This window comes from Aquamicrobium ahrensii (assembly GCF_040545755.1).
GTDB lineage: Bacteria > Pseudomonadota > Alphaproteobacteria > Rhizobiales > Rhizobiaceae > Mesorhizobium > Mesorhizobium ahrensii.
Window position 1 is genome coordinate 13,773 of the sequence record NZ_JBEPMN010000021.1, and the last position, 19,916, is coordinate 33,688.

The 19,916-nt window shown below is 64.4% G+C and carries 18 protein-coding genes and 1 tRNA gene; 9 read left to right on the forward strand and 10 right to left on the reverse strand.

Annotation, left to right across the window (positions count from 1 at the left end; all coding sequences use genetic code 11):
- Positions 1–113: 113 nt before the first annotated feature.
- Positions 114–209, forward strand: a tRNA-Sec gene (locus ABID44_RS17710).
- Between the two features lie 48 nt (positions 210–257).
- Here ABID44_RS17710 and prpB read toward each other — a convergent pair.
- The 4 genes from prpB to ABID44_RS17730 are packed head-to-tail and all read right to left on the reverse strand — an operon-like array spanning position 258 to position 4,280.
- The gene (gene prpB / locus ABID44_RS17715) at positions 258–1,172 is read right to left on the reverse strand and encodes a methylisocitrate lyase (protein WP_354153014.1); all 915 of its coding nucleotides are present in this window, start codon (positions 1,170–1,172) and stop codon (positions 258–260) included.
- Between the two features lie 8 nt (positions 1,173–1,180).
- The gene (prpC, locus tag ABID44_RS17720) at positions 1,181–2,347 is read right to left on the reverse strand and encodes a bifunctional 2-methylcitrate synthase/citrate synthase (protein WP_354153015.1); all 1,167 of its coding nucleotides are present in this window, start codon (positions 2,345–2,347) and stop codon (positions 1,181–1,183) included.
- Positions 2,348–2,358: 11 nt separating this feature from the next.
- On the reverse strand, positions 2,359–3,873 hold the full coding sequence (locus ABID44_RS17725) for an MmgE/PrpD family protein (RefSeq protein WP_354153016.1): 1,515 nt from the start codon (positions 3,871–3,873) through the stop codon (positions 2,359–2,361).
- Positions 3,870–4,280, reverse strand: a complete 411-nt coding sequence (locus tag ABID44_RS17730; protein WP_354153017.1) for an acyl-CoA thioesterase — start codon at positions 4,278–4,280, stop codon at positions 3,870–3,872. The genes ABID44_RS17725 and ABID44_RS17730 overlap by 4 nt, the downstream gene beginning before the upstream one ends.
- Before the next feature lie 153 nt (positions 4,281–4,433).
- Between ABID44_RS17730 and ABID44_RS17735 the strand changes: the two genes are divergently transcribed.
- The 3 genes from ABID44_RS17735 to pcaD all read left to right on the forward strand — a co-directional run bounded on the left by ABID44_RS17735 (position 4,434) and on the right by pcaD (position 7,894).
- A complete protein-coding gene (locus ABID44_RS17735) occupies positions 4,434–5,879 on the forward strand; it encodes a short-chain fatty acyl-CoA regulator family protein (RefSeq protein WP_354153018.1) in 1,446 nt (481 codons plus the stop codon).
- A 113-nt stretch (positions 5,880–5,992) separates the two neighbouring features.
- Entirely contained in the window at positions 5,993–7,009 is a 1,017-nt protein-coding gene (locus ABID44_RS17740; RefSeq protein ID WP_354153019.1) for a fumarylacetoacetate hydrolase family protein, read from the forward strand.
- Positions 7,010–7,096: 87 nt separating this feature from the next.
- Positions 7,097–7,894 (forward strand): 3-oxoadipate enol-lactonase, encoded by a 798-nt coding sequence (pcaD, locus tag ABID44_RS17745; RefSeq protein ID WP_378226621.1) that lies wholly within the window; start codon positions 7,097–7,099, stop codon positions 7,892–7,894.
- Between the two features lie 68 nt (positions 7,895–7,962).
- Here the strand turns inward: pcaD and ABID44_RS17750 are convergent, their stop codons facing one another.
- Positions 7,963–10,071 (reverse strand): TonB-dependent receptor, encoded by a 2,109-nt coding sequence (locus tag ABID44_RS17750; RefSeq protein WP_354153020.1) that lies wholly within the window; start codon positions 10,069–10,071, stop codon positions 7,963–7,965.
- A gap of 318 nt (positions 10,072–10,389) precedes the next feature.
- On the opposite strand from ABID44_RS17750, the gene ABID44_RS17755 reads away from it, so the two are divergent.
- Positions 10,390–11,166 (forward strand): IclR family transcriptional regulator, encoded by a 777-nt coding sequence (locus ABID44_RS17755; RefSeq protein ID WP_354153021.1) that lies wholly within the window; start codon positions 10,390–10,392, stop codon positions 11,164–11,166.
- 10 nt (positions 11,167–11,176) lie between these two features.
- On the opposite strand, the gene ABID44_RS17760 is transcribed toward ABID44_RS17755, so the two are convergent.
- Positions 11,177–12,451: an NtaA/DmoA family FMN-dependent monooxygenase gene (locus ABID44_RS17760; RefSeq protein WP_354153022.1), complete on the reverse strand. Its 1,275-nt coding sequence runs from the start codon at positions 12,449–12,451 to the stop codon at positions 11,177–11,179.
- Positions 12,448–13,266 (reverse strand): ABC transporter ATP-binding protein, encoded by an 819-nt coding sequence (locus tag ABID44_RS17765; protein WP_354153023.1) that lies wholly within the window; start codon positions 13,264–13,266, stop codon positions 12,448–12,450. Before ABID44_RS17765 ends, ABID44_RS17760 begins: the two co-directional genes overlap by 4 nt.
- Before the next feature lie 255 nt (positions 13,267–13,521).
- Here ABID44_RS17765 and ABID44_RS17770 point away from each other — a divergent pair, with 255 nt between their 5' ends.
- Genes ABID44_RS17770 through ABID44_RS17785 form a run of 4 tightly spaced genes read left to right on the forward strand, consistent with a single transcriptional unit; the run spans position 13,522 to position 17,487 of the window.
- Complete coding sequence (locus ABID44_RS17770; protein WP_354153024.1) at positions 13,522–14,388, forward strand: siderophore-interacting protein; 867 nt, start codon at positions 13,522–13,524, stop codon at positions 14,386–14,388.
- Positions 14,389–14,442: 54 nt separating this feature from the next.
- Complete coding sequence (gene fepB / locus ABID44_RS17775) at positions 14,443–15,405, forward strand: Fe2+-enterobactin ABC transporter substrate-binding protein (protein WP_354153025.1); 963 nt, start codon at positions 14,443–14,445, stop codon at positions 15,403–15,405.
- 13 nt (positions 15,406–15,418) lie between these two features.
- Complete coding sequence (locus ABID44_RS17780) at positions 15,419–16,453, forward strand: FecCD family ABC transporter permease (protein WP_354153026.1); 1,035 nt, start codon at positions 15,419–15,421, stop codon at positions 16,451–16,453.
- Positions 16,450–17,487 carry a FecCD family ABC transporter permease gene (locus ABID44_RS17785; protein ID WP_354153027.1) on the forward strand — a complete coding sequence of 346 codons (1,038 nt, stop codon included), beginning with the start codon at positions 16,450–16,452 and terminating at the stop codon, positions 17,485–17,487. The genes ABID44_RS17780 and ABID44_RS17785 overlap by 4 nt, the downstream gene beginning before the upstream one ends.
- A 12-nt stretch (positions 17,488–17,499) precedes the next feature.
- Here the strand turns inward: ABID44_RS17785 and ABID44_RS17790 are convergent, their stop codons facing one another.
- Genes ABID44_RS17790 through ABID44_RS17800 form a run of 3 tightly spaced genes read right to left on the reverse strand, consistent with a single transcriptional unit; the run spans position 17,500 to position 19,914 of the window.
- Positions 17,500–18,462: a pyridoxal-phosphate dependent enzyme gene (locus ABID44_RS17790; RefSeq protein ID WP_354153028.1), complete on the reverse strand. Its 963-nt coding sequence runs from the start codon at positions 18,460–18,462 to the stop codon at positions 17,500–17,502.
- A gap of 13 nt (positions 18,463–18,475) precedes the next feature.
- The gene (locus ABID44_RS17795) at positions 18,476–19,210 is read right to left on the reverse strand and encodes an amino acid ABC transporter ATP-binding protein (RefSeq protein WP_354153029.1); all 735 of its coding nucleotides are present in this window, start codon (positions 19,208–19,210) and stop codon (positions 18,476–18,478) included.
- The gene (locus ABID44_RS17800) at positions 19,207–19,914 is read right to left on the reverse strand and encodes an ABC transporter permease (RefSeq protein ID WP_354153030.1); all 708 of its coding nucleotides are present in this window, start codon (positions 19,912–19,914) and stop codon (positions 19,207–19,209) included. Before ABID44_RS17800 ends, ABID44_RS17795 begins: the two co-directional genes overlap by 4 nt.
- Positions 19,915–19,916: the final 2 nt, after the last annotated feature.

Sequence of the window (19,916 nt, forward strand, 5' to 3'; positions counted from 1 at the left end):
TCCTGGACCGTCATGGCGTGACGATCAGGCGCGGGGACCTGCGTCGGCTCAATCCGCACAGGCTCGACCTGTTCGGCGCGCGCACCCGTGAAGACCATGACGGCGAAGGCCACGGAAGAGAATCGTCCCCGGTGGGGCGTCCGGACTTCAAATCCGGGTGGGGCCGCGAGACTGTCCCAGGTGGGTTCGACTCCCACTCTCCTCCGCCAGTTTCCCGCGAGAGGGCATGAGCTGGCTCATGCCTTCCTGCCGTAGCGTCAAGCCGCCGGCTCCGGCACCACGGTCGCCACGATCGAGGCGTCGAGCGCCTCATAGGCGGCAAGCCCGATCGTGTCGTAAAGCTCAGTCCTCGTCTGCATTTCGGGCACCATCGCCTGCGTGGAGCCATCACGCTTCAGGGTTGCGTAGAGCTTTTCCTGCGCCTTGTTGGCGACGCGCAGAGACGATACCGGCCAGATCACCATCCTGTATCCCATCGCCTCGAACTCGTCGGCGGTGAAGAACGGTGTGCGGCCGAACTCGGTCATGTTGGCCAGAAGCGGCGTGCCCGGCATGCGGGCGGCGAACTCACGGAACATTTCCGCCGAGGTCAGCGCCTCGGGGAAGATCGCGTCCGCGCCCGCTTCCATATAGAGCTTCGCCCGCGCAACGGCCCCGTCGATGCCCTCGCTGGCCGCCGCATCGGTGCGGGCGACGAGGTAGAGGTGGCGGCGGGCCTTCGCCGCAGCGGCGACCTTGACCGCCATGTCGTTGGCGTTCGCCAGCTTCTTGTCGTTCAGATGGCCGCATTTCTTGGGCAGAAGCTGGTCTTCCAGATGCACCGCCCCTGCGCCCGCATCCTCGAAGGTGCGCACCATATGCATGACGTTGAGCGCCTCGCCATAGCCGGTGTCGCCATCGACCAGCAGCGGCAGACCGGACGCGCGGGCGATCTGGCGGATGAAGAACGCCACCTCGTCCACGGTGATGACGCCGAGATCGGGAATGCCCATCGAGGCGGTCATGGCCGCGCCCGAAAGGTAAAGCCCCTCGAAGCCGGCAGCCCGGGCTTGCAGCGCGGCCATGCCGTTATGCGCGCCCGGCAGCCTTGCGATGCCGCCGCGCTCAACCAGCGCCCGGAAGCGCACGCCGGCGGGCGTCTGCGGAAGGTCGGATGATATGAGATAGGGCATGCTTGTCCTCAGGCTGCCTTGAAGTTTTCGACCGCACGCCCGCGGCGCTCGACAGGCACGAATTCCAGATTGTCCGGCCCGACATAGTTCGCCGACGGGCGGATGATCTTGTTGTCCTGTCGCTGTTCGATGATATGCGCCGCCCAGCCGCTGGTGCGCGAAATGACGAAGAGCGGCGTGAACATCGCCGTCGGCACGCCCATCATGTGATAGGAAACCGCGCTGAACCAGTCGAGGTTCGGGAACATCGACTTTGCATCCGCCATGGTCCGCTCGATGCGCTCGGCAATATCGAACATCTTCGTCGATCCGGTCTCGACCGAAAGCTGGCGCGCCACGGTCCGGATCACCTTGTTGCGCGGATCGCTCACCGTATAGACCGGGTGGCCGAAGCCGATCACGACCTCCTTCGCTGCGACGCGGCGGCGTATATCGGCTTCCGCCTCGTCCGGGTTTGCGTAGCGCTTCTGGATCTCGAAGGCGACCTCGTTCGCCCCGCCATGTTTCGGCCCGCGCAGCGCGCCGATCGCCCCGGTGATGGCCGAATAGACGTCCGAGCCGGTGCCGGCGATCATGCGGCCGGTGAAGGTCGAGGCGTTGAACTCGTGCTCCGCATAGAGGATCAGCGAGATGTGCATCGCCTTCACATACGAGGCTTTCGGAGCCTTGCCATGAAGCAGATGCAGGAAGTGACCGCCGATGGAATCGTCGTCGGTCTCGACCTCGATGCGCCGTCCGTTATGAGCGTAGTGATGCCAGTAGAGCAGCATGGAGCCGAGCGAGGCCATCAACCGGTCGGCGATGTCGCGCGCGCCGGACAGATTGTGGTCGGCTGCCTCCGGCAGCACGCAGCCGAGCGCCGAGACGCCGGAGCGCATCACGTCCATCGGATGCGTGGCCGCCGGCAGCAGCTCCAGCGTGCGCTTGACCGTGTCGGGAAGACCGCGCAGCGCCCTTAGCCTGACCTTGTAAGCGGCAAGCTCGCTCTGCGTCGGCAGCGCCCCGTGGACGAGGAGATGGGCGATCTCCTCGAACTCGCAAGTCTCGGCAACGTCGAGAATGTCATAGCCGCGATAGTGAAGGTCGTTGCCGCTGCGCCCGACCGTACAGAGAGCCGTATTGCCGGCGATGACGCCGGACAGGGCAACGGACTTCTTCGGCTTCAATGCTGTCATGACATCCTCCTCTATCGCTTCCAGTCGAAAATGCCGGTGGCGGCAACCGGGCCGAGCTTGTCTTCATCGACGGTGAAGGTGAGGCCGGCCAGTTCCTCCGGCTTCAACTCCATCAGGCGCTCGACCGTGGCGATGAAGCGGTCCTGCTCGGCCTTCGCCACGACGCCTTCCGCCAGCGTACGGAACTTGTTGACGTAGTCCGGGCGGCTGAAGGGACGGCTACCCAGCGGATGCGCATCGGCGATCGCCAGTTCGTCCTCGATCACAGCACCATCCTGAAGCGTGACGACGACGCGGCCGCCGAACGCCTTTTCCTTCGGATCATGGCTGTGGTAGCGGCGCGTCCACTCCGGATCCTCGACCGTGGAGATTTTGCGCCACAGCGCCACCGTCCCGGGCCGGCTGGCCCGCCCGGGCGCATAGGAGCGCTCGTGGTGCCAGCCGCCGTCCTCCAGCGCCACGGCGAATATGTACATGATCGAATGGTCGAGCGTTTCGCGGCTGGCCTTCGGGTCCATCTTCTGCGGGTCGTTGGCGCCGGTGCCGATCACATAATGGGTGTGATGGCTGGTGTGGATGACGATGTCCTTCACCCTGGACAGGTCGCCAACCTTCGGCCCCATGCGGCGGGCAAGGTCGATCAGCGCCTGGCTCTGATACTCGGCCGAATGTTCCTTGGTGTAGGTATCCATGATGGCGCGTTTGGCCTCGCCTTTTTCGGGCAGCGGCACGACATATTCGGCCTTGGGGCCGGACAGCAGGTAAGCAATAAAGCCGTCCTCGCCTTCCCATGCGGGGGAGGGGGCCCCTTCGCCGCGCATCACGCGGTCTATCGCCTCGACCGCCATCTTTCCCGCGAAGGCCGGCGCATAGGCCTTCCAGCTCGAAATCTCGCCCTTGCGCGACTGGCGGGTGGTGGTCGTCACATGAAGCGCCTGCTGCACGGCCTGATAGATCACCTCTGGCGAAAGGCGGAGCGCGGCGCCGACGCCCGCAGCGGCCGAGGGGCCGAGATGGGCGATGTGGTCGATCTTGTGCTCGTGCAGGCAGACGCCCTTCACGAGATTGACCTGCACCTCGTAGCCGGTGGCGATACCCTTGGCGAGCGCCGCGCCGGACAGGCCGCAATGCTGGGCCACGGCGAGGATCGGCGGGATGTTGTCGCCGGGATGCGAATAATCTGCGGCAAGGAAGGTGTCGTGGAAATCCAGCTCGCGCACGGCGACGCCGTTCGCCCATGCCGCCCATTCCGGCGATGCGCGCCTTGCGGTGGAAAGGCCGAACACGGTCGCGCCGTGTGGGAAGGGATGCGCCGCAGCCTGCGCGCGGGCGCTGGCGACCGGACGGCGCGCCAGCGAGGCGGCGGCGACGGCCGCGTTGTCGATGATGCGGTTACCGATCATGTCGATCACATCGGCGTCAAGGGGAACATCGTCGGCGGCGATCGAGGCGATCTTCCAGGCAAGCTGGTCCTCGCGGGCCAGTTCCTCGGCGGATTTATAGGTGCGGACCTTATGCGACTTCACGAATGCACATCCTTTGCGTTGCAATGGTCGGAAATGGAAATGGGTGTGGGCCGGCCGTCACCATTGACGGCCACCATCATGAAACGACCGCTGATGGCGGGGTCTTTTTCACCGGGATCTTCGGTGAAGGCGTTAACCAGAACGGTCATGGAGGAACGCCCGCGAAAGACGACGCGGGCGCTGACGCCGATGATCTCACCGAGTCTGACCGGGCGATGGAATTCGATGCCGTCGGCCTTCGCCATCACCACGTCGCAGCGCGCGTGGCGGGCCGCGCACAGGAAGGCTGCCTTGCCCATGAGACGCAGCGCATTGACGCCATAGAGCGTGCCGCAATCATTGGTCAGCGCCGGCGGAACCGGTTCGCTGAAGCGCGCATCGCTTTGCTGGGATAGTTCCTTCGGCATTTCCGATATGCGCTCCTCCAACCCAGATCCTCTTTGCTAATCCGCAATATCCGCATATGTTGAGAGGCGTAAATCACTGAAAAAGCAGAGATTTGCAAAGCAGGATCAGAAAATTTGCAAAGTTTGCGAAGCGTATAAGACGAGGGCGACGCGGTGAAAAAGCTGTTTATGGGCGTGCGATTGAAGCGGCTGAGGGAAGAGCGCCAACTCACCCAGCAGGCGCTGGCCGACGTCATCGGCATTTCGTTGAGCTATCTCAACCAGATCGAGAACAACCAACGCCCGCTGACCGTGGCGGTGCTTTTGAAGCTCAACGCCGCCTTCGGGGTCGACGTGCAACTGTTCTCCGGCGACGATGAGGCCCGGCTGGTGGGCGAACTGCGCGAGGTGCTGTTCGATCCCGGCATCGGCGAGGAAATTTCGAGCGCCGAACTGAAGGAAATCGCCACGGGCATGCCGGCGGTCGGCCGCGCCATCGTCGGCATGCACAAGCGTCTGGAACGCGCGCTGGAGCAGTCGGCGGCTCTGGCCGCGCGGCTGGGCGACGACCGGCAGGACAATGGCGGGCAGGGCGGCGAGCAGCGGCTTTCGCCCCTCATCGCAGCGCCCTTCGAAGAAGTACGCGACTTCTTCTATGCAAGGCGCAACCATATCGACGCGCTCGACCGGGCTGCGGAGGCCATGGCGAGCGCGCACGGTCTGCCGTTGGGTCGCATGGCCCCTGCGCTGGAGGCATACCTCGCCGAGAGGCATGGCGTGCGGGTGGCTCGCCATTCGCAGGCGGCCGGTTCCGGTGTCCTGCGTGCTTTCGAGCCACAGACGCTGGTGCTGCGGCTTTCCGAACGGCTGAGCGGCGGCCAGCAGGCGTTCCAGTTGGCCACGCAACTCGCCTTTCTGGAATATGGCGGGCTGATCGATGCGGAACTGGCGGAAGCGTCCTTTTCCAATGCCGGGACGCGGGCGCTGGCCCGCATCGGCCTGGCCAACTATTTCGCCGGCGCGCTGGTGCTGCCCTATGCCGCGTTCCTGCAATCGGCCAAGGAACTGCGCTACGACATCGACCTGCTCGGCCAGAAATTCGGCGTCGGCTTCGAGACCGTGTGCCACCGGCTCAGTACGCTGCAGCGGCCAGGCGCGCGGGGCGTGCCCTTCTTCTTCATTCGCGTGGACCGGGCTGGCAACATCTCCAAGCGGCAGTCGGCTACGGATTTCCATTTTTCAAGGGCAGGGGGCACATGCCCGCTATGGAACGTCTACGAGGCTTTCACCCGGCCCGGGCGCGTCGTCACCCAGATTGCCGAAATGCCGGACGGCCGAACCTATCTGTGGGTGGCGCGCACCGTGGACCATATCGTCGGAGGCTACGGCACGCCGGACAAGACCTTCGCCATCGGCCTTGGCTGCGATCTCCAGCACGCGCCGTCGCTTGTCTACTCCAAGGGTCTGAGGCTGGATGACGCCGAAGCGCGGACGCCGATCGGGGCAGGGTGCAGGATATGCGACCGGCCCGCATGCCCCCAGCGGGCCTTTCCGCCGGTAACCCATGCCTTGCATATCGATGAAACGAAGAGCACCTTCGTTCCCTATTCTTCCGCCTGACCCGGTTCGCCGCAGCGCTGGAGAGTTTGCAGAGAACGATATCCACCGCCGGGGCGCGCCGCAGCGCAAGTTTGTCGGCGCCTCGGGCATCAGGTTAGGGAGAGAAGACGGGCATGAAGCTGGCGACACTGAAGGATTCCACCCGCGATGGCCGTCTGGTCGTCGTATCGAAAGACCTCACACGCTGTTCGGAAGTGGGTCATATCGCGCGAACGCTTCAGGCCGCGCTGGACGATTGGAGGCATGTCGGGCCACGGCTTGCCGGCGTCGCTGAAGGCCTCGAAACAGGGGCCCAGCCCTCGATGCGCTTCCATGAGCACGAAGCCGCGTCACCACTTCCGCGCGCCTACCAGCGGGTGGTCGGCGCCGCCTATGTGAACCATATCGAGCTGGAGCGGAAGGCGCGCGGCGTGGAAATGCCTGGCAGCTTCTGGACCGATCCCCTGATCTGTCAGAGCGGTTCCGGCAGCTTCCTTGCCCCCCGCGAGTCGATCATGGTGGCCGACGAGGCATGGGACATCGATTTCGAGGGCGAAGTTGCGGTGATCGTCGATGACGTGCAGATGGGCGCTTCGGTGGAGCAGGCGCGGGACGTGATCCGTCTCGTGATGCTGGCCAATGACGTATCGCTGCGCGGCCTCGTCCCCGCCGAACCGACGAAGGGCTCCGGCCTTTTCCAGTCCAGGCCGTCCACGGCGCTTTCGCCGCTCGCCGTCACCCCTGACGAACTTGGCGAAGCGTGGGACGGCGGAAAACTACAGCTGCCGCTTCTGGTGTCGCTGAACGGCCAGCCATTCGGGCGCGCGAACGCCGGCGTCGACATGACGTTCGATTTTGGGCAACTCGTCGCCCATGCGGCGAGGACCCGCCCGCTGGTCGCCGGTTCCATCATCGGCTCGGGAAGCATGTCCAACAGGCTGGACGGAGGTCCCGGCAAGCCGGTGGGCGAGGGCGGCGTCGGCTATTCCTGCATCACGGAAATCCGCATGGCGGAAACCATCGAAAAGGGAGCCGCCGCCACACCGTTCCTCAATTTCGGCGACCGTGTGCGCATGGAAATGCAGGATGGCGACGGTCACTCGATCTTCGGCGCCATCGAGCAGACTGTCGCGAAATACGAGAAGGCGTGAGGCCGGCCTTCAGGTCAATCGGCTCTTGGTGTCGCTCTTATCGACTTTACCGCGCTGAACAGCCATGGTCGCATTGGGAGATATGCGGTGAATTTTGCGGATATTGGCGGCGTCACGCTGCATTTTGCTCATCGGCCTGGGGCGAGTGCGCGGCATGTGGTTTTCATCAATTCGCTGGGAACGGATTTCCGCATCTGGAATGCGGTGATCGAAGCCCTCGACGGAAAGGTGTCCACACTCGTTTACGACAAGCGAGGCCATGGCCTTTCCGATCTTGGCGCGACGCCATACTCGATCGAGGATCATGTCGATGATCTCGCAGGCCTGATAGATCAACTCGGCATCGGGGATGTGGTGCTGTGCGGGCTTTCCGTTGGCGGTCTGGTCGCGCAGGGCCTCGCCGCGCGACGCCCGGAACTGGTGAGCGGTCTGGTGCTGTGCGGCACAGCGCACAAGATCGGCTCGCAGGAAAGCTGGAACGCGCGCATCGCCACGGTCGAGAAGGATGGGGTCGGGGCTGTCGCCGACGCCGTCATGAAAGTGTGGTTCACGCCGGCTTTCCATGAGAGCCGCGCCAGTGAGCTTGCCGGCTGCCGCAACATGCTCTCGCGCCAGAGCGGCGCTGGCTATGTCGCGACCTGCGTGGCGCTGCGTGAGGCCGATTACACCGCAGCGGCAGCCTCCATCGCCGTCCGAGCACTGTGCGTGGTCGGCGATCAGGATGGCTCGACCCCGCCGCCTCTGGTGCGCAGCCTTGCCGAACTCATTCCCGGCTCCCGCTTCGAGGTGATCGAAGGGGCCGGGCACATTTCCTGCATGGAGCAGCCGGAGGCGCTGACGGCGCTGCTGCGCGACTTCCTTGCCGCGCTTCCTTCCCGCGATTGATCATCACTGAAGCCCGGGCGCGTTCCGCCCTCTGTGTCGGGTAAAAGCCGGGCAAATCCGTGTTACCGTCAGAAGCTGCCCCTGACGCCGACGCCGAACATGCGCGGCGGGGTGATGGCGGCCTCAAGGCCGCCTACCCCACGATTTTCCTGCATATATGTCGGCGCGCGCTCGTCGAAGATGTTCTTGACATATCCATAGACCTGGAACGCATCGGTGAACTGATAGCTCATCCGCGCATCGGCCACCGTATAGGAGCCGACTGCAAGGGCCGGCGTATTGGCCACGTTGGAATAGTAGCCATCCGTATGGCGGACCTGACCGGAAATGTTGAGCTTTTCCGTCGCATCCCAGCTGACGCCGAAGCTCAGCATGTAGCCCGGAGACCGGGCGAACTCATTGCCTTCGTAGGACGTCTGGGTGTCAAGCGTGATTTCATCGATTTTGGTGCGCAAAACCCCCGCGCTGGCCTTCAGGGTCAGATTGTCGAGAACCTGATAGTCAGCCGCGATTTCCAGGCCATAGGAATGCGCCTTGTCCGCATTGATCGTGTAGGATGAGTAGACGTTCGGAGATATCTCCGCAGGGATGTTGTACTGGGCGTTCTTGAAGTCCATGTAGAACAGGTTGCCGCTCAGCATGAGCCTGTCTTCAAGCAGGCTGGCGCGGGTGAACAGCTCATAGTTCCAGATGGATTCATCCTCGAAATTGCGCCATTGCGGTGTCTCGGGAGCCTGAACTGCGAAATCCAGCGATACGCCGCCCGGATTGTAGCCGCGGCTGACCAGAGCGCCGACATTCCACTCCGGCGTGACCGCATATGTCAGCGACAGTTTCGGCAGCAATGCGGAAAATGTCTTGTCCAGATCGACCGGGTCGCTCGGCGCGAAGGTCGAAATGCCTGCCCGCTGAATGCGGTCCTGCTGATAGCGCAGGCCGCCGGTCAGCGTCCATTGTTCGGCCATCTTCCAGGTCAGTTCGCTGAAAAGCCCAAGATTGTCCTTGGTGTCGTCAAAGGTGGAGGTTCCCCTCAGGTCCAGGGTTTCGTCCGTGCTCACATGCGCATAATAGACGCCTGCGACACCGCTCAGAACGTCGTCCTGTTCACCGAAGGTCACACGCGCTTCGTTGGAAAAATTCGTCTGCTCGATATCGGCCGCACCGCTACCGGCGGTCGGCATTTTGCGATGAACGGATGAGTCCGAATATTGCGTCTGGTTGTGGAACTTGTAGCCATTACCGAAATCATAGCTGATGTCGAGGATTCCGGTGTGGGTGTCCTGCTCCCACGTCGGCATCGTCGTTGCATAGCTGTTGAGCTCATCGAACGGCAGATAGGCCGATTCCTGCGTGGGCCGGTTGGTCTTGTTGAGCGAATAGGTGAGCTTGGCCTCGAAACCCGGAATTTCGGACGGCTGCCACAGCAATTTTCCCCGTGCATTCAGCGCCTTGAAATCGACGTCGGTCCCTTCGCCATTATATCCGGAGGCGATATAGTCGATGAATGTGTCGCGTCCCGAATAGTCCACGGCGATGCGGCCGGCCAGTTCGTTCTCGACCAGCGGGCCGGAGAGCATGAAGGAAGCGCGCTTCGAATTGTAGTTGCCGATCTCGGCCTGATAAGCGCCCTCGCGCGTGAAGGTCGGGTCCTTGGTGTTGACGACGATGGCTCCGGCGATCGCGTTTGCGCCCTGCGACGTGGTCTGGGGGCCGCGAAACACCTCGATCGAATCGACATCCCAGACCGATGTCGCGCCAAAATAGGATTCGTTGTTGTTCAGGTAATGCCCATCGACATTGATGGTCGCGCGCGGCACCGCGCCGGCGAAGAAGGCGCCCGCGCCCGTATTGGGGCCCTGCCCGTCCAGCCCCCGGATCACCGGAATGCCGACCGTCTCGGTATAGATCACGTTGGGCACGTCCGAAACCACCTCGGTAACGGACGAATTGCCGGTCTTTTCCTTCTCGATCTCCTTCGCCGTCTTAATGGTGACGGATGAAGCCGTGTCCTTCAGTTCGCGGGAGACCTTCTCACCTGTGACGGTGATGACGTCCAGAACGATCGCATTGCCCGAAGGTGATGTCTCTTGCGCAAGCGTCGGCCCGGCCGCCAGCAAGGACAAGATGGAAAACGCACTGGCGCTGCGCAGCAACGATGCGGCAAATTCGGTCGACATGAGACCCCCGATCCCGGACAAAACGCTGGCTGGGGCACGAACCGTGGCTGGCGATATGGATGATGAATTCCACAATGCATAGCGCATTCCGCATGTCAACAAAACGAACCGGCCTAACGGTGAGGCTGAAGCACGGCGCTGCCGACTGTGGCGAACAGGTCACGGATTGATTGCGCCGGGGAACCGGCCTAACCTCGTTTCATGCAGCCGTGTGGGAGGTCCAGCCGGTTGAAGCTGGCGGTTTCTTTTGAACAATGGTTGCGATGATCATCCGTTTTGCGGCCTTCAGGCTTTTCAGATCATGCTGGAGCCTCTGTGGTGAAGCCTGAGAAATTCGGTGAAGCCGAGAGCGGCAAGGCGAAGCGCTCCACCACCATACAATCGATTTCCATCGCCGCCCGTTTCCTCGATATCCTCGCGAAATCCGAAGGAGCGATGACGCTTGGCGAACTGGCCCGGTGCGCCGGCACCGGCACCTCCACCGCGCACCGCTACATGCAAAGCCTGGTGCTGGAAGGGCTGGCTGCGCAAGACAGGACGACCGGGCGCTACGATCTCGGCCCGTCGGCGCTCCATATCGGTATCGGCGCGCTGCGGCGCATAGAGCCGGTCGAGGTGGCTGCGCGGCTGATGAAACCACTGGCCGCACGCATCGCCGCAAGCTGCGGCGTCGCGATCTGGACGGAACGCGGGCCGACTATCGTGCGCTGGTATCGCAGTTCCGACTTCATGGTCAGCACCGTGTCGCTGGGCGATGTGCTGCCCCTCGACAACACCGCCACCGGGCTGGTTTTTCAGGCCTACCTCCCGCCTGAAAGGATTGAAGCCGCCCGCCGGATGCAGCCGCCATCGTTCCGCGGGACGCCTCCCGCGCCCGACGTTCTGGAGCGGGTGCGCCGCGAGGGAGGCGCTTATCTGAATGAGCATCTGTTCTCGCTGCTCACCGGCAAGGCCGCCCCGGTTTTCGACGCCCAGAACGAGATCGCCTGCGTGGTGACGACAGTGTCGTTGATCGAAACGGCGCAGGAGCAGGATCATCGCGCAGCGCTTTTCGAAGCAGCGCGGCAGGCCTCGCGCGAAGCCGGCTGCGCCTGAAACGATACGCTTATGTCATGCGCAGGTGATCGCGCAGCGCCGCGCCCTCATACTCCGTACGAAACAGCCCGCGCGCAGCCAGCGCAGGCACAAGCTCGCTGAAAAACAGGTCGAGCGATCCGGTCGAGCCGCCCGGCAGGGCGATGAAACCGTCCATAGCCCCGGCCTCGAACCATTCCACCACATCGGCAAGCACGTCCTCCACCGTACCGACCGATACCCAATGCGCGGAGCCGACCACCTCGGGTCGCGCCAGCAGTTCCTCCACCGTGGGGCTGTTGGCCTCGATGAAACGCCGCAGCAGATCGGCGTGGGTCCGGCTGCGCACCGGCGCACCGGGGACGGGCAACATGTCCGGTGTAACCCGGCTTTCGGATTCCAGATGAGAGACGTCCAGCCCAAGCACGGTCCTGACCGACTCGACACGCCGTTCCCGCGTAAGGTGGGCATGGGCGCGGCGATGCAGTTCCCATGCCTCCTCGCGGGTCGGTGCAAGGAAGAAGTAAAGTCCCGGCAGCACCCGCACGTCATCGACCTTGCGGCCGAGGCGCTCCGCTCTCGCCCGCAGATCGGCCCGCAGCTCTATTCCGGCCGCCATGTCGGGAGCCGAGGCGAAGGTGGCGTCCGCCACCGATGCGGCGAACTCACGCCCGATCTCGGAAGCGCCGGCCTGAAAGATGGGAGGCGGGCCGCTTTCATGACCGCGCACATTGAGCGGTCCCCGGACGCTGAAGAACTCCCCGGAATGGTCGATGGGGTGCGCCTGCGAGACGCCGTCCGCCCCGGCCGGCGGATGGCTCCGCCAAAGCCGGCGCACCACATCGGTGAATTCGGCCGCCTTGCGATACCTCGCCTCCGGCGGCGGCATCGGCGCATCGCCGAAATTGTCGGCGCCTTCGATCGAGGTCACGACATTCCAGCCTGCGCGCCCCTGGCTCAACCAGTGAAGCGACTGGATCTGCCGCGCGACGATGTAAGGCGGGTTGAAGGTGGTGGAATGGGTGGCGACAAGTCCGATGCGCCGCGTTTCGCGGGCGATTGCCGCAAGCAGGATGTTGGGCTCAAGGCCGAGGCCACCTTGCCCTCCGGCCATGGCCGGATTGAAGGCGAGGTAATCGACCTTGAAGACAAAGTCGAGTTTCGCCTGCTCGGCCCTTTTCGCCAGATCGATGTAGAAGGCCGCCGGATCATGCGCCGAAGGCAGTTCGCAAGGCTCCGCCTGGCGGCCCTTCAGCCATGTCGGGGTGAGGCAAAAGCCGATATGAAGCTGACGCGTCCCGCTCATGTGGCGGCCTCCGCCCTGTTCCTGTCATTCACGCCGTGCCGCCCTTTCGGCACGATCATCGGAGTGGCCGAAACGGGGTCCGGGATGATCATGCAGGCCAGCCCGAAGACCTCCTCGACCAGACGTTCGCTGACGATGCCGGATGGCGCGCCCTGCGCGACCACCGCCCCTTCCCTCACCGCAATGAGGTGGGATGCATAGCGGCAGGCATGATTGAGGTCATGCAGCACCGCGACGACGGTGCGACCCTGTGCATTGAGATCGGCGAGCAGGTCGAGCAGTTCGATCTGATGGGCGATATCGAGGAAGGTGGTCGGCTCATCGAGCAGAAGGATCGGCGTTTCCTGCGCCAGAACCATGGCGATCCATACCCGCTGGCGCTGACCGCCCGACAGTTCGTCGACGAGGCGATCGGCGAGTTCCGTCACCCGTGTCGCCTTCATGGCCGAGGCGACCGCCGCCTCGTCCGCCCGCGACCACTGCCGCAGGAACGACTGGTGAGGATAGCGGCCGCGCGCCACCAGATCGGCCACGGTGATGCCATCCGGCGCTATAGAACTTTGCGGCAGAAGGCCCAGCCGCCGGGCGACCTCTCTTGCCGGCAGCTCGCCTATGTTCCCGCCATCGAGCACCACCCTGCCGGAAGCGGGCTGCAAAAGCCGCGACAGGGCGCGCAGCAGCGTGGACTTGCCGCAGGCGTTCGGCCCGACGATGACGGTGAACGAACCATCGGGAATGGCGACGGTCAGATCGGTCGAAATCGTGCGCTGGTCATACCGCAGCGTTACGGATTCGGCGTAGAGGCGTTGCGTCATCCCGGAGCCAGTCGCTTTTCCATCGTTCCTGAACACAGCCGAATAGCGGCGCAAATTGCGCTTGTCACCAGCGCAATCTGCGCCCGCCTTGCAAACAGTATTGCAATGCGGAATGCAATCCGTAATGTGGAATAATCAACTCAACTTTGGCGGAGCGGATCTGGCGTCGTCACCGGGACTTCCCCGGAAACCTCATTTTCGGGTTCTCGATTCCCGCTCTGCCTTCCCTGTCAGACCACGATCAAGAAAGCGCGCATGAACGCCCCATCGAAAGATATCGTCCAAGATCCCAATGATCGTCTGGAGCAGGACGATCACATGCGCGGCATGGAACATACGGAAATGACGGTGGAGAAGATCGAGCGGCCTTTCCCGTCCGTCACGCGGCTGACGGCGCGCATCGCTCCCGCCGACCCGGCCCTCTGGCGTCTGCCCAACCTCGCCATCCGGATCGCGGTCGAAGCTCCGGAAGGAGAGCGCCCGATATCGCGCATCTACACGATCCGATCGTTCGACGAGGCGCGCAGCGTGATCGAGATCGATTTCGTCATGCATGAAGATGAGAGCCCGGCCATGCGCTGGCTCGATCAGGCGGGCGAGGGAACTGTGGCCGGCCTGACCGGTCCGCGCCCGCACTACGTGCCTGCCTGGGAGGCTGGCCGCAAGGTGGCGGTGTTCGCCGACGAGACCGCAATTCCCGCTGTCTACTCGATACTGCGGAACTGGCGGGCCGGCGTCGGGGGCGTGGTCCACATCGAAACGCCGGACCGCGCCGCCTTCGAGGAGCTTCCGCAGGTCGAGGGCGTCTCGCTCCATCTGTGGCTGCGTGCGCCGGGCGAGGCGGCCGGCGCCACCGGCAGGCTGGTCGCGGCGGCCAAAGCGCTGTCCGATCCCGACCAGTGGACAATCTGGGCGGCTGGGGAACGGCAGGAGGCGCGCGCCATTCGCCGTCATTTCACCGAGGCCTGCGGACTGCCGAAGGACGAGGTACGCGCCGCCGGATACTGGAAGCGCGGCGTCAGCAGTTCGGAAGTGGACCGGCTGCGTCTCAGGCACTATGAGGATGTGATTTCGAAAGGCGGCGGACTGCCTGATTTCGAGGATCTCGACGTCCAGATCTGAACGGCGCAACCGCAAAGACGCTTCATACCGAAGGACTGCCCCATGAATGCAGGCATGAACGCCGAAAAGAGGCTCTTCGCCGCAACAACCCTCGCTGCCGCCTTCCTGTCGCTCTTCCCGTCCTTCGCCCATGCGCAGGAAGATGGCTGGCCGCGTACGGTGAAGCACGAGGCGGGCGAGCTGACGCTTCCCGCCAGGCCGGTCCGGATCGTATCGACCGCCCCCAGCCTCACCGGCATCCTGCTCGCCATGGATGCTCCGTTGATTGCGAGCGCCGCAACCACGCCCAGCGTCATGACCGACGACAAGGGGTTCTTCTCGCAATGGGCGGATGTCGCCGACAAGCGCGGCGTCGAGGTGCTCTACAGGAATCTGAGCTTCGACATCGAAGCCGTGATCGGCTGGGAGCCGGACCTGCTGATCGCATCGTCATCGGGGGCCGACACCGTGCTCCAGCACTATGCCGAACTTGAGGCGCAAGGCATTCCGACTTTCGTCGTGAACTATTCCAACCAGAGCTGGCAGGACATGGCCGTCAGGATCGGCGAGGCTGCCGGGCTTGAGAAGGAAGCCGTCGCGGCCATCGAGCGTTTCGACGCCTATACGGCCAAGGTCGCCGCCTCGCTCACGAAGGAAAAAGGGGCGGCGAGCATTGTCGGTTACAATATCGGCGCCAGCTATTCCATCGGCCGGCCGGAGAGCCCGCAGGCCCGGCTGCTGTCCTCGCTGGGTTTCGAGGTGCAGGGTATGCCGCAGACGCAGGCGGTTGATGTGACCCGCCGTTCCGATTTCGACTTCATCTCGCGCGAGAATCTGTCGGCAGCCATCACCGGCGATACGGTTTTCCTGCTGCGCGGCACAGATGCGGACGTAGAGGCCTTTTTGGCCGATCCGGTCCTTGCGAACCTGCCGGCCGTAAAGAACAGGCGCGTCTATCCGCTGGGACCGACCTCCTTCCGCATCGATTATTATTCGGGGCGGGAGATGGTCGACGCCGTGGCCCGGCACTTTCGCTGAAGCCGGAACGTAGATGACATCTTCGGCCGCATCAGCCGCATCACGCAGGCGACGCAACCGCAGGCTGGGGCTGCTTGGCGGCGGCGCGGTGCTGGTGCTTGCCGTGTTCGCCAGCCTCGCCTTCGGCTCGCGGCCCGTTCCGCTTGCCGCCGCTCTTGAGGCGCTGTGGGCCTTCGATCCGGCCAATGACCTGCATCTTGTCGTGCGGGAGTTGCGGATTCCACGCACCATCGTCGCGCTGCTCGCCGGAGTTGCGCTTGGTGTCGCAGGGGCGGTGATGCAGGCTGTCACCCGAAACCCGCTGGCCGAACCCGGCCTGCTCGGCATCAATGCGGGCGCGGCGGTCGCCGTGGCGCTGGGCGTTCTGGTGTTCAACCTGACCTCGATGGCGCAGTATGTGTGGCTGGCCTTCCTCGGAGCCGGCCTTGCGGGAACGGCGGTCTTCATTCTGGGACAGGCCCATGAAACCGGAACCAATCCGGTGCGCCTCGTGCTCGCCGGTGCGGGGCTCTCGGTCATGCTGGCGTCGGTCACCGGCATGATCATCCTCAACGCCCCCGTCACGGTGCTCGACGATTTCCGCAACTGGGCGGCGGGTTCGGTCGAGGGACGCGGCTATGACGTCGTCGCCGTTCTGATGATTTCGGTGGCGGCGGGGCTGGTCGCCGCCTTCTCCATCGCCGGAAACCTCAACGCGCTCGCCCTTGGCGAGGATCTGGGCCAGGCACTCGGCGTCAGCCGCCGGCGCACCTGGATTCTCGCCTGCCTGTCAGTGATGCTTCTGGCCGGTTCCGCCACCGCCGGAGCCGGCCCCATCGGTTTCGTCGGACTGGTCGCGCCGCAGATCGCGCGCGCCGTCACCGGGCCGGACTACCGCTTCATACTGCCCTTCTCGGCCTTGTTCGCCGCAATCCTGCTGCTTGGCGCCGATGTCGTCGGGCGCGTGATCCTGCCGCCTGCCGAGATTGCGGCCGGCATCGTGGCCGCCCTGATCGGGGGACCGGTGTTCGTCATGATCGTGCGTCGTTTCAGGCTGGCCAGGCTATGAGCGCTCCAACAATCTCAGCCCTGCGTGTCGGATCGCTGTCGCTGCGCTGGCGGCCGCGTACGGCGCTGGTCTGCGCCATACTTGGCGTTGCGGCCATCGCGCTCGGCATCGTCCTGCTCGGCACCGGGACGCTTGCCTTCACGCCCGGCGAAGTTGTGGGCAGCCTGCTTGGAAATGGCGACAACGCCACCGCCGAGCGCGTCATCCGGCGCGTCCGGCTGCCACGCGTCGTCACGGCGATCGTCGTCGGCGCATCGCTCGGCATGGCCGGCTCGATCTTCCAGTCGATCTCGCGCAATGCGCTGGGTTCGCCTGATGTGATCGGCTTCACCACGGGTGCGGCAACCGGTGCGATCGTGCAGATCATCCTGTTCGATGCGGGGCCGCTGGAAACTTCGCTCGCCGCCGTCGCCGCCGGACTGGCGACCGCGGTGCTCGTGTTTGTGCTGTCGATGAAATCCCGCGCCACCGGCGGCTACCGCCTCGTTCTGGTGGGCATCGGCGTCGGCGCGATCCTGTCCGGCTTCAACACCGTGCTTCTGGTCGTGGGCGATCTTGATCAGGCCATGTCTGCGCAGATCTGGCTCGCCGGCTCGCTCAACACGCGCACATGGGCCCATGCCGCCCCGGCGGCGCTGGGCTTCGCCATCGTCCTGCCGCTCGCCATCCTGCATGCGCGCCGCATCGACCTGCTTGAAATGGGCGACGACGCGGCGCGGCAGCTTGGCGTCCCGGTCGAACGCACGCGTCTTCTCATGGTGCTTGCGGCGGTGGCGCTGACGGCTATCGCGACCGCCGCGGCCGGGCCCATCGCATTCGTCGCGCTGGCCGCGCCACAACTGGCGAGGAGACTGACCGCCTCCTCGCAGGCGCCGCTCGTATCCGGCGCGATCATGGGCGTCGTCCTGCTGCTGGGCGCCGACCTGCTCAGCCAGCGCCTGCCGCTCAACGCCAACATGCCGATCGGTCTGACGACCGGCCTGCTTGGCGGGCTCTATCTGCTGTGGCTGCTTGGACGCAGCCGCAAGATCTGATACCGGCGCGGATCAGCCTAGCGCGACGCGGTGGATGGTCTCGCGGTCGAAATTCGCGCCGCACAGAAGCACGACGCTGGTCTGCCCGGCGCAGCGGTCCGCCACCCTGGCGAAGCCGGCCATGGCGAGGGCGGCCGAGCCTTCGACCAGCATGTTTTCATCCTGCGCCATAACATGCAGCGCCGCGGCAATCTCGTCCTCGGAGCAGGCGACGACCTCGTCCACCACCGCCCGGGCCAGCGGCAGGGTCAGCGTGTCTTCGTCGATACCCCCGGCGACCGCATCGGCCAGCGTGTCGAGGTGCTCGCATTCGACCACGCGCCCGGCCGCCATGGAGAGCGCCAGCGCCTGCGAATGAATGGCCGCCACGCCCCAGACGCGGGTGTCCGGGCTGAAGGCCTTGAGAACCGAGCCGATGCCGCTGATCAGGCCGCCGCCGCCCATGGCGATGAAGACATTGTCCACGCCCGCGCATTGTTCGAGCAACTCGACGCCGATCGTGCCCTGGCCGGCGATGACGTCGGCGTCATTATAGGGCGAGATGTAGCGCCAGCCGTTCTCGGCGGCGAGCTTTTGCGCGTGCAGTTCAGCGAGACCGGTCTCGGCCCCGTGCAGAATGACTTGGACGCCGAAGGAACGGATCTTCTCAAGCTTCGACGGCACCACCGATTCCGGCAGCACCACCACCAGATCCTGCCCGAGCGAGCGCGCCGCCAGCGAGGATCCGATGCCGTGATTGCCGGAGGACGCCGTGATCAGCTTCTGGCCCGGTTCGGCGGCCGTCATGACGGAGGCGGCGCCGCGTATCTTGAACGAGCCGGTGAGCTGGAAATTCTCCGCCTTGAACAGAAGGCTCGTGCCCTCGGGGCCGTAACTGCCGCGCGCGGGGATCAGCGGCGTGCGGTAGACATGATCGCGGATGCGGGCGCGCGCGCGCATGGATCGCGCCGCCGAGGCGAAAACGATTTCGGTCATCTTGTCTGGTCCTTCAGTGTGTCCGCGGCCCGATCTGACGGAGGAATTCGCGGGTGCGGTTGTGTTGCGGGTTCTCGAAGAAGGCGTCGGGAGCCGCCTCCTCCAGGATGACTCCGCCATCCATGAACACGATGCGGTCGGCCACATTGCGGGCGAAGCCCATTTCATGGGTGACGACGATCATGGTCAGCCCTTCGCGCGAGAGAGCGGTCATCACGTCCAGCACCTCCTGCACCATTTCGGGGTCGAGCGCCGAGGTCGGCTCGTCGAACAGCATCACCTTGGGCTTCATGCAGAGCGCGCGGGCGATGGCGACACGCTGCTGCTGGCCGCCGGAAAGCTCGCGCGGATAGGCCTTCGCCTTTGCGCCCAGCTGCATGCGCTCCAGCATCGCCATGGCTTGCGCTTCGGCTTCGGCGCGCGAGGTCTTGCGCACGCGGCGCATGGCCAGCGTCAGATTGTCGAGCGCGTTCATATGCGGGAAGAGATTGAACTGCTGGAACACCATGCCGACATCGCCGCCCAGTTCCAGAACGTTCGAGCAATCCGCTTTCAGCTTGTGCCCGGCGATCTCGATGTCGCCGGCGCTGCGCTGCTCCAGCCCGTTGATGCAGCGCACCAGCGTCGACTTGCCGGAACCCGAGGGCCCGCACAGCACGATGCGTTCTCCCTTGGCGACGTTCAGACTGATGCCGTCCAGCACCTTTGTCTGTCCGTAATATTTGACGAGCTTGCTGACCTTGATCATGCACTGGCCTCCGGCGTCGGGGTGCGTGTGCCTGTGATGCCGTAGCGGCGTTCGAGCTGGCGGAACAGGAAGGTGAAGGCGAAGCCGATGGCCAGATAAAGAATGCCGGCGGTGATGAACACCTCGAACGGCGCGAAGGTGCGGGCGGTGAAGGCCCGCGCGACGCCGGTGATTTCCATGATGGTGATGGCGCTGGCCAGCGACGAGGATTTAAGCACCAGAATGATCTCGTTGCCGATATTGGGCAGCAGCTCCCGGTAAACCTGGGGCAGGAGCACGTCGGTGAAGCGATGCCGGCGCGATATGCCGAGCGAGATGCAGGCTTCCGACTGGCCCTTCGGCACGCGTTTGAGCGCGCCGGCCACCACCTCGGCCATATAGGCCGCGGAATTCAGCGCAATGGCGATGATCCCGCAATAGAGCGGCTCACGCAGGATCGGCCAGAAGACAGACTCGCGCACCGCCGGGATCTGGCCGAGCCCGTAATAGATGATGAACAGTTGCACCAGCAGCGGGCTGCCGCGGATGAGAAACGTGTAGACGGCTGCCGGCCAGCGCAGCAGCGGCGATGCCGCCTGCCGGGCGAGCCCGAGCGGCAGCGCGAGCAGCTGGCCCAGCACGAAAGAGCAGATCGTTATGATCAGCGTCAGTTGCAGACCTTGCAGGACGATCGGAATGGCTCTGATGAAAATATCGGGCGACATCC

What these genes read in the sequence shown, in the direction of transcription:
- prpB (WP_354153014.1), bottom strand. Translation starts at nt 1,172, where the DNA reads ATGCCCTATCTCATATCATCCGACCTTCCGCAGACGCCCGCCGGCGTG.
- prpC (WP_354153015.1), bottom strand. Translation starts at nt 2,347, where the DNA reads ATGACAGCATTGAAGCCGAAGAAGTCCGTTGCCCTGTCCGGCGTCATC.
- ABID44_RS17730 (WP_354153017.1), bottom strand. Translation starts at nt 4,280, where the DNA reads ATGCCGAAGGAACTATCCCAGCAAAGCGATGCGCGCTTCAGCGAACCG.
- ABID44_RS17740 (WP_354153019.1), top strand. Translation starts at nt 5,993, where the DNA reads ATGAAGCTGGCGACACTGAAGGATTCCACCCGCGATGGCCGTCTGGTC.
- ABID44_RS17750 (WP_354153020.1), bottom strand. Translation starts at nt 10,071, where the DNA reads ATGTCGACCGAATTTGCCGCATCGTTGCTGCGCAGCGCCAGTGCGTTT.
- ABID44_RS17760 (WP_354153022.1), bottom strand. Translation starts at nt 12,451, where the DNA reads ATGAGCGGGACGCGTCAGCTTCATATCGGCTTTTGCCTCACCCCGACA.
- ABID44_RS17765 (WP_354153023.1), bottom strand. Translation starts at nt 13,266, where the DNA reads ATGACGCAACGCCTCTACGCCGAATCCGTAACGCTGCGGTATGACCAG.
- ABID44_RS17770 (WP_354153024.1), top strand. Translation starts at nt 13,522, where the DNA reads ATGAACGCCCCATCGAAAGATATCGTCCAAGATCCCAATGATCGTCTG.
- fepB (WP_354153025.1), top strand. Translation starts at nt 14,443, where the DNA reads ATGAACGCCGAAAAGAGGCTCTTCGCCGCAACAACCCTCGCTGCCGCC.
- ABID44_RS17780 (WP_354153026.1), top strand. Translation starts at nt 15,419, where the DNA reads ATGACATCTTCGGCCGCATCAGCCGCATCACGCAGGCGACGCAACCGC.
- ABID44_RS17785 (WP_354153027.1), top strand. Translation starts at nt 16,450, where the DNA reads ATGAGCGCTCCAACAATCTCAGCCCTGCGTGTCGGATCGCTGTCGCTG.
- ABID44_RS17790 (WP_354153028.1), bottom strand. Translation starts at nt 18,462, where the DNA reads ATGACCGAAATCGTTTTCGCCTCGGCGGCGCGATCCATGCGCGCGCGC.
- ABID44_RS17795 (WP_354153029.1), bottom strand. Translation starts at nt 19,210, where the DNA reads ATGATCAAGGTCAGCAAGCTCGTCAAATATTACGGACAGACAAAGGTG.
- ABID44_RS17800 (WP_354153030.1), bottom strand. Translation starts at nt 19,914, where the DNA reads ATGTCGCCCGATATTTTCATCAGAGCCATTCCGATCGTCCTGCAAGGT.